The sequence below is a fragment of the Endozoicomonas sp. SESOKO2 genome, from assembly GCF_024606245.1.
GTDB lineage: Bacteria > Pseudomonadota > Gammaproteobacteria > Pseudomonadales > Endozoicomonadaceae > Endozoicomonas_A.
Genome location: NZ_JAHHPQ010000188.1, coordinates 1 through 7,657 on the forward strand (window position 1 = coordinate 1; position 7,657 = coordinate 7,657).

The window sequence follows — 7,657 nt, forward strand, 5'->3', positions numbered from 1 at the left end:
CTGCTCCGGGCGACTCGCCCGCCCCGACATGGAAAGACAAACTGGCGGCTCTGTTCACTCAGGACCCTCAAAACCGGAATGAGTTGCTGACTCTGCTCAATGATGCCGGACTCAGGGGCATTATTGACCATGAAGCTCTCAGTATTATCGAGGGAGCTGTTCAGGTAGCCGATATGCAGGCCAGGGAGATCATGATCCCACGCTCGCAAATGGTCTGCGTTGATGAAGATCAGGCGCCCCGGGACTTCCTGCCCAAAGTGATCGAATCAGCCCACTCCCGCTTTCCCGTCATCGGCGATACCAAAGACGAGATTATCGGTATTCTGCTGGCCAAGGATCTGCTTCCGCTGATTCTTCAGAATGGCAAATTCAATATCAAGGACCACCTTCGCCCTGCCACTTTCATTCCTGAAAGCAAACGTCTCAATGTGCTCCTGAAAGAGTTCCGGACCAACCGTAATCACATGGCTATCGTCATTGATGAGTTTGGTGGTGTAGCCGGTCTGGTGACGATTGAAGACGTTCTCGAGCAAATAGTTGGGGACATAGAAGACGAACACGATGTGGAAGAAGACAGTTTCATCAAACCGGTTGAGGAACAGTCCCGTACTTTTATAGTCAAAGCCCTGACCCCCATAGAAGACTTCAACGAACACTTTGAATCCAGCTTCAGCGACGAAGAGTTCGATACCATTGGTGGGATTGTCCTGCGAGAGTTTGGACATATGCCCAAACGGAATGAGTTCGTGGAAATTAACGGCTTCCGATTTGATGTTCTGAATTCTGACGGTCGTCGAATTCGACTGTTGCGAGTCAGCTCCGCCTAGTTCTGGCAAACTGGCCAAGAGGACTCATGATGACTGGCTTTAATACTCAGACACTCTCCTGGCCAGTCATTGCTGAGGAAACTGACTTTCCCGTATTCCATTTATGAACAAAAAAACGCTTTACTTCGGTCACTTTGCCACGCTCTTGGCCGGAAGCTTGTTTCCACTGGGCTTTAGTCCCTTTAACATCTGGCCTGTTCTGATCTGCCACAGCAGCAGGCTTTGCTTATACACGTACAGAAACTGTAAAAACGACCACAGTCCGAGGCTTTTTGTTTGGACTGGGCCTCTTCGGCACAGGGACTTCATGGGTTTATGTCAGTATCCATCGTTTTGGTGCTGCCTCAGCGCCTCTGGCCAGTCTGCTCACAGCCCTTTTCGTGATGATGCTGGCTGCCTTAATGGTCATGCCGCTGTTCTATCTCTATGCCAGACTCAGACACCGATTCAATATTCGGGCACCCTGGCGACAGGCCCTGCTTTTCGCCGGATTATGGACACTGTTTGAATGGGTTCGCAGCTGGCTGCTTACCGGCTTTCCCTGGCTTCTTGAAGGCTACGCGTTGCTTGACACACCTGTTCAGTCGTGGGCACCTGTCGTAGGTGTTTTTGGCTTGAGCCTGCTCATGGCAACCGCCGCTGCCCTGATTACTGCGACACTGGTCACAGATCGCGCGGATCGGAACCCACCTCTGATCGCCCTGTCAATCACTTTAGCGCTCTGGTTTGCATCGGTTCCACTGGGTAAAGTACAGTGGACTCGTCCCGTAGGAGAGATTAACTTCAGTGCTGTTCAGGGGAACATCCCTCAGCTCTTGAAGTGGGATCCTGGCTATGTTGAGGAAACAATCAATACTTACTATGGACTGTCTAAAGCCGAGTGGGACCAAGAGCTGATCATATGGCCTGAAAATGCCATACCTCTTTTCTACAGTCAGGCCAGATCCGTGCTCAACCGGCTCAATCGTAAGGCAGCTGAACACAGCAGTGCCTTGATTCTCGGGTTACCTATTGATGAACGATCTGAAGACACGCCATCTTTATTCGAAGAAAAATATTACAACGGCATCATCGCTATGGGTCTGGGAGAAGGTCGATACTATAAGCAGAAGCTGGTTCCCTTTGGGGAGTACGTTCCTTTCGATTCAGCCCTGCGTGGCCTGATCAGCTTCTTTGACCTTCCTATGTCGGCATTCAGTCCGGGACATAGCAAACAGGAAAAACTGCAAGTCCCCAACGCTGTGATTACCACCTATATTTGTTATGAGGTGGTCTACCCTGACTTTGCTGCCCAGCAGGCAAAAGACAGTGGGTTGTTAATTACTATCAGTAATGACACTTGGTTTGGCAAATCCATTGGCCCTGAGCAACACTTCCAGATGGCCCGTATGCGCTCACTGGAAACGGGTCGATACATGATTCGCGCGACCAACGACGGCATCAGTGCTCTGATAGACGATAAGGGTCAGGTTGTTGAAAGTATCGAACGTTTCAAACCCGGAGTACTGAGAGGTACTGCTGAAGTCATGACAGGCAGTACGCCATTCATGTTATTGGGATCCTGGCCTGTTTTATTCCTGTGTTTGTTAATGATTGCAGTGGCAGGTCTGTGCGCAAGAAGATCGGGCTCTGATTCAAAGCAATAAGAATGGTCCGTCAGCCGCCCCTCTTCTGATTTAAAAAAACATTAAACAACACCCAATTCTTTCAGTCGTTCCATCAGGTAGCTGCGATGGGTATGACGCTCAGACAAAACCACCTCATCGCGTGGATGCAGGAACAGAGGCAGGGACATTCTGGATTTACCACTCTTACCACCAGTAGGGTTGATCACCCTGTGACTGGTGGAAGGGAAATAACCACCGGAAGCTTCCTGCAACATATCCCCTGTATTGATAATCAGGTAGCCGAACTTTGAAGGAACATCGACCCAGCGGCCATCTTTCAGCTTGACCTGCAAGCCAGGCTCACTGGCGGCTGGCAAAATAGTCAGCAGATTGATGTCTTCATGAGCCGCTGCGCGGATAGCTCCAGGTTCTTCTTCGCCAGTGAGCGGAGGATAGTGAAGTATTCTCAACAGCGTATTAGGCGTATCCTCAATCATACGGGAGAGCGGCTCGGAAAAGCCTTCAGACACTTCAGAAGGTGCATTACTTTCAACCCAGCCCAGCAGCTCACCCGCCAGACCAGAGGCTTTCTCATAATAATCTGTAATGTCTGATTTCAGATCAGCAGGAATCCTTCCCCAAGGGTAAATATGGTAATACTCTTTAATATCTTTCTTCTGATGCCCCTTGGCCACTTCAGACACTTCTGGCGGGAAATAGCCGTCCTGTTTCACGGCATCAAACAGAAAATCCTGTTTGGCCGGAGAATTAAAGAAATTCAACCAGTTATCGTAAATTGACTGAACCAGATCCTGACTCAGGGGGTGATTGGTTAAAACCGCAAAACCGGTTTCGCGGAGCGATTCGACAAATTTTTGAGCCGCATCTGTGGCCGTATAGTCGACTACCTGAACGTCCATTAACTTGATATCCGGTGAAAAAAAGTGACGAAGTATTATCGTTTAGTAAAAGAAAAGAACAAGCTTTACGTAGCAATAAAGGCATTTAACCGGCTTTATACAAAAGATTGATTTTTTATTCTCAACAACCGCCGATAGGCTATAAGGATCTATGATATTGGCGTTCGCGTCCGAATTCCGGACTGGATTGAGTTCCGATTCAATGAAAAACTCCAACTTCATGCTAAAGCCCTGGCGACATTTGACTCTGGCACTACTAATGGGACAGTCGACAGCCATGTACAGCTCTACAGAACCCCTATCCGGGGTGCGAATTGAACGAGATAGTCTGGGAGAAGTGACTGTTCCCAGGGATGCCCTGTACGGTGCCCAGACCCAGCGAGCGGTTGAGAATTTTCCTGTCAGTGGCCAGTCATTGCCTCACCCTTTCATTGAAGCCATTGTCCGCATCAAAAAAGCCGCAGCCCGAACCAATCAGTCACTTGAGTTACTGGCTGATGACAATGCTCTGGCCATTATTGAAGCGGCAGACATTCTTATTGAAGGAAAATACGCTGATCAGTTTCCTATCGATGTCTTTCAGACTGGTTCTGGAACGAGCAGCAATATGAATGTGAACGAAGTGATCAGTAATCTGGTCAATCGTTCTTCCGGATTAAAAATCTCGCCCAATGATCACGTCAATATGGGCCAAAGTAGTAACGACGTGATTCCTTCTGCTATTCATGTATCGTCTGCATTGCTGATTCATAATCAATTGCTGCCCGCTTTGGATCATCTTCTGAAGGTCATGGAAAAGCGTCGGATAGAGCTTGAGAATACTGTGAAAACCGGCCGAACCCATATGATGGATGCCATGCCAGTGACTTTTGGTCAGGAAATCAGTGGTTGGATAGCGCTGCTCAACAATGACAGACAGCGAATCAGGCAGACCCTGGAGCGTCTCTCTCAACTCACCCTGGGTGGAACCGCTGTGGGAACCGGAACCAACACCCATGAAGACTTTGCAAAAAAAGTCAGCAAACAGCTGAGTCAGGATACCGGCCTGCTTTTCAAGCCTGCCAGTAACTTCTTTGCTGCCCAAAGCCTGCCGGCCACAGCACTTGAACTGTCTTCTGACCTTCGCAGTGTAGCGGTGTCACTGATGAAGATCGCCAATGATCTGCGCCTGATGAACAGTGGACCTTTGGCGGGGCTCGGTGAAATTGAACTGCCTACCTTGCAGCCTGGCTCCAGTATCATGCCAGGTAAGGTGAATCCGGTTATCTGTGAATCAGTTACTATGGCGGCCGCCCAAATCACAGGACTGGATGCAGCCATTGTTATTGCAGCCCAATCTGGTAATTTTCAGCTCAATGTTATGCTGCCACTGATCGCCAACAACCTGATCAATAGCATTACCCTGGCCAGCAATAGCAGCCTGATTCTCGCCGATAAGGCTATAGCCAATTTTACCGTCAGAGAAGCTCATATCAAAGAGACCCTGAGCCGCAATCCGGTGCTGGTGACAGCGTTGAACCCCTTGATTGGCTACATGAAGGCGGCAGAAATTGCCAAACAGGCGTATCGTGAAAAACGCCCGGTCATCGAAGTCGCTAAAGAAAAAACCGGCATGTCAGAAGAGGCTTTGAAGAAGATTCTGGACCCGGGACGGGCTACCAAAGGCGGCGTTGCCAAATAGCTCTGTCCTTCGATACTCTTTCTAACGGTTGGTCAGCCGGTACCAGATAAGCCCCAGATATTCGTGCAGGGCCAATTCACTCACCCTGAGATTTCGAACCCTTGGTATCCAGTAAGTCCCCTTCTGCCAGGTAATCTCTTTCGAGGCAAATGACATGGGAGCCGGAATCACTTTGAAGCCAACCCTTTCAAAACTCAATACTGACCTGGGCATATGCCAGGCATGAGTGATCAGGACAACGACAACCTGCTCTTTACCCGGTAGCTTTTTACCCCTTAGCTCTTTGCTCAGTAGTTTTTGACTGTTTCGGGCATTTTGCCGGGTTGACGTGCTCTGAGTTTCTATCCATGTCACATCAACGTTGTAGTCATTCTTCAGAACCCTGACCATCACTTCCGATTCAGGTCGTTTCCCTCCTCCAGCGACCAGAATGGGGACTTCACACTGCCGGTGCAGCAAGGCAGTATATCGAATGCGTTCAAGTGACAGAGGGGTGGGCTGATAGCCCTCCAGTTCAGGAGAGCTTCTGGGCCTTCCAGCCCCCAGTAGCACCATGGCGTCGGCCTTTTTACAAACACCTATATCAACAGGAGGATATATCTCCAGCCCCCTGGCCAAGAGGTTAGCAACAGGCGCAACAGAGAGTAGATAGAGAAAAATCAGAGCGACCCACGCCAGCCAGCCCATTGTTGTTTTAAAGATCATTCCCACAATCAGCATCCATACAATATTCAAGGGGGGTAGCAGGCTTAGCTTGAGAAATGACCGAAGCGGTGACCTTGTGGCATTCAGAAAACCCTGCAATCGTCTATCCTCAGTCGATTATACCCATTGCCTGCGAAGATGTGGGATATTGGCTGCTTTCGCCAGCCCGATGACCTACTATTAGCACCCACAATATAACACCACCGTTGAGAAAAAAGCTTAACCTTGAGTAGCCACATGACCGAAAAAGAGAAAATGCTCGCAGGACTGGATTACCTCGCATTTGATTCTGAACTCACTCAGGATCGCCTGGAGGCCAAGAGACTGTGTCACCGCTTTAATCAAGTTTCACCGGACGACAAGACACAACAGGCAGAAATCCTCAATGAACTTCTGGGCACTCTTTCAGGTGTCTGGATAGAGCCCCTTTTCTATTGTGATTATGGCTATAACATCCATCTGGGAGAGAACTTCTACGCCAATCATCACTGCACGATTCTCGACGGCGCTAAAGTCACCATTGGTAATAATGTGCTGTTTGGCCCCAATGTCACCCTTAGCACTGCAGGACACCCTCTGGATGCAATCACCCGAAACACAGGACTGGAGTTCTGCAAACCCATCACCCTGGGTGATAACGTCTGGCTGGGAGCCAATGTAAGCGTCAATCCGGGAGTCACAGTTGGCGATAACTCTGTGATTGGAGCGGGCAGTGTGGTGACTCGTGACATCCCGGCAAACAGCGTGGCAGTGGGTGCGCCCTGCCGAGTGATTAAATCACTTCTGTCATAGAGAGCCCCGGATTCACGACTTCGTTTCTACTTTCTTTGATTTTCGACAAGTCAGACGAGCAAACAGAATGCCCACCTCAAAGAGCAACCACATCGGGACCGCCAGCAGAGTCTGGGAAATCACATCCGGAGGTGTAAGCAACATGCCCAGAACAAAGCAACCTACGACAATATAAGGACGCTTACCGGACATAGACTCGACGGTTGAGATTCCAGACCAGATCAGAAGCAATGTGGCGACAGGAATCTCAAACGCCATACCGAAGGCAAAAAACAGTTTCAGAATAAAATTCAGGTAACTGTTTATATCGGTCATCACCGTGACACTCTCAGGGCCGGTACTGGTAAAGAACCCAAAGATCAACGGAAAGACCACGAAGTAGGCAAACGCAACTCCGGTATAAAACAATACGACACTGGCAACCAGCAGCGGTATTGCCAGCCTTTTCTCATGCTGGTATAGCCCTGGTGCAATAAAACCCCATATCTGGTGCAGAATAAATGGAACAGAGGCAAACAGTGCCAATACCATGGTCAGTTTGAATGGCGCCAGAAAAGGCGAGGCAACATCCGTTGCGATCATGGTGCTGTTTTCCGGCAGGAACACTCTCAGAGGTTCTGAAAAGAATTCATAAAGCGAACTGGAGAAATAGAAAAGCCCGGCAAAAATAATCAGCACAACAACCATGCTGCGCAGGATACGGGTTCTCAGCTCAAGCAGATGTTGAACCAACGACTGCTGCTCGTCATTGCTCTCGGTGGTAGATGACATTAGTTTATAATCCTGACAAACCCTGCTGAAATATGTTCACAAGTGCCTGACCAGTTAGTCTCACAATCAGGCTTTATGGGAAACTTCTTTTTGAGCACTGTCGTTCTGTGCGGCCTTTTTTACAGCGGCGTCGTTCTCTTCTTCGGTCAACGCCTGCTTGAAGCTTTTCAATGCTCCCCCCAGGTCGGCGCCCAGACTCTTCAGCTTTTTCGTACCGAACAGCATTACGACAATCAACAGAATAATTAATAGCTGCCAGATACTGATTCCACCAAGACCCATTGTTGTTCACTCCGATGGTTAATCCCTATGAAGCATACTCAACTGCAACCCCTGCTCACAATCAGTAGATTC

General features: G+C 49.1%; 7 protein-coding genes and 1 pseudogene. 4 read left to right on the forward strand and 4 right to left on the reverse strand.

Annotation, left to right across the window (positions count from 1 at the left end; translation table 11 throughout):
* Positions 1 to 41 precede the first annotated feature (41 nt).
* The gene (locus tag KDK17_RS04570; RefSeq protein ID WP_257287456.1) at positions 42 to 827 is read left to right on the forward strand and encodes an HlyC/CorC family transporter; all 786 of its coding nucleotides are present in this window, start codon (positions 42 to 44) and stop codon (positions 825 to 827) included.
* Positions 828 to 1,069: 242 nt separating this feature from the next.
* Positions 1,070 to 2,473 (forward strand): annotated as a pseudogene (gene lnt / locus KDK17_RS04575) (apolipoprotein N-acyltransferase); the annotation flags it as partial.
* 41 nt (positions 2,474 to 2,514) lie between these two features.
* Here the strand turns inward: lnt and KDK17_RS04580 are convergent.
* Entirely contained in the window at positions 2,515 to 3,354 is an 840-nt protein-coding gene (locus tag KDK17_RS04580; protein WP_257280898.1) for an isopenicillin N synthase family oxygenase, read from the reverse strand.
* Between the two features lie 277 nt (positions 3,355 to 3,631).
* Between KDK17_RS04580 and KDK17_RS04585 the strand changes: the two genes are divergently transcribed.
* Positions 3,632 to 5,035, forward strand: a complete 1,404-nt coding sequence (locus KDK17_RS04585; protein WP_257287457.1) for an aspartate ammonia-lyase — start codon at positions 3,632 to 3,634, stop codon at positions 5,033 to 5,035.
* 21 nt (positions 5,036 to 5,056) lie between these two features.
* Here the strand turns inward: KDK17_RS04585 and KDK17_RS04590 are convergent, their stop codons facing one another.
* The gene (locus tag KDK17_RS04590; RefSeq protein WP_257287455.1) at positions 5,057 to 5,839 is read right to left on the reverse strand and encodes a YdcF family protein; all 783 of its coding nucleotides are present in this window, start codon (positions 5,837 to 5,839) and stop codon (positions 5,057 to 5,059) included.
* A gap of 138 nt (positions 5,840 to 5,977) precedes the next feature.
* Between KDK17_RS04590 and KDK17_RS04595 the strand changes: the two genes are divergently transcribed.
* The gene (locus KDK17_RS04595) at positions 5,978 to 6,532 is read left to right on the forward strand and encodes a sugar O-acetyltransferase (RefSeq protein ID WP_306671227.1); all 555 of its coding nucleotides are present in this window, start codon (positions 5,978 to 5,980) and stop codon (positions 6,530 to 6,532) included.
* Positions 6,533 to 6,544: 12 nt separating this feature from the next.
* On the opposite strand, the gene tatC is transcribed toward KDK17_RS04595, so the two are convergent.
* Both tatC and tatA read right to left on the reverse strand, forming a co-directional pair.
* Entirely contained in the window at positions 6,545 to 7,303 is a 759-nt protein-coding gene (gene tatC, locus KDK17_RS04600) for a twin-arginine translocase subunit TatC (protein WP_257280900.1), read from the reverse strand.
* A 66-nt stretch (positions 7,304 to 7,369) separates the two neighbouring features.
* Entirely contained in the window at positions 7,370 to 7,585 is a 216-nt protein-coding gene (gene tatA / locus KDK17_RS04605) for a twin-arginine translocase TatA/TatE family subunit (RefSeq protein WP_257276486.1), read from the reverse strand.
* Positions 7,586 to 7,657 lie beyond the last annotated feature (72 nt).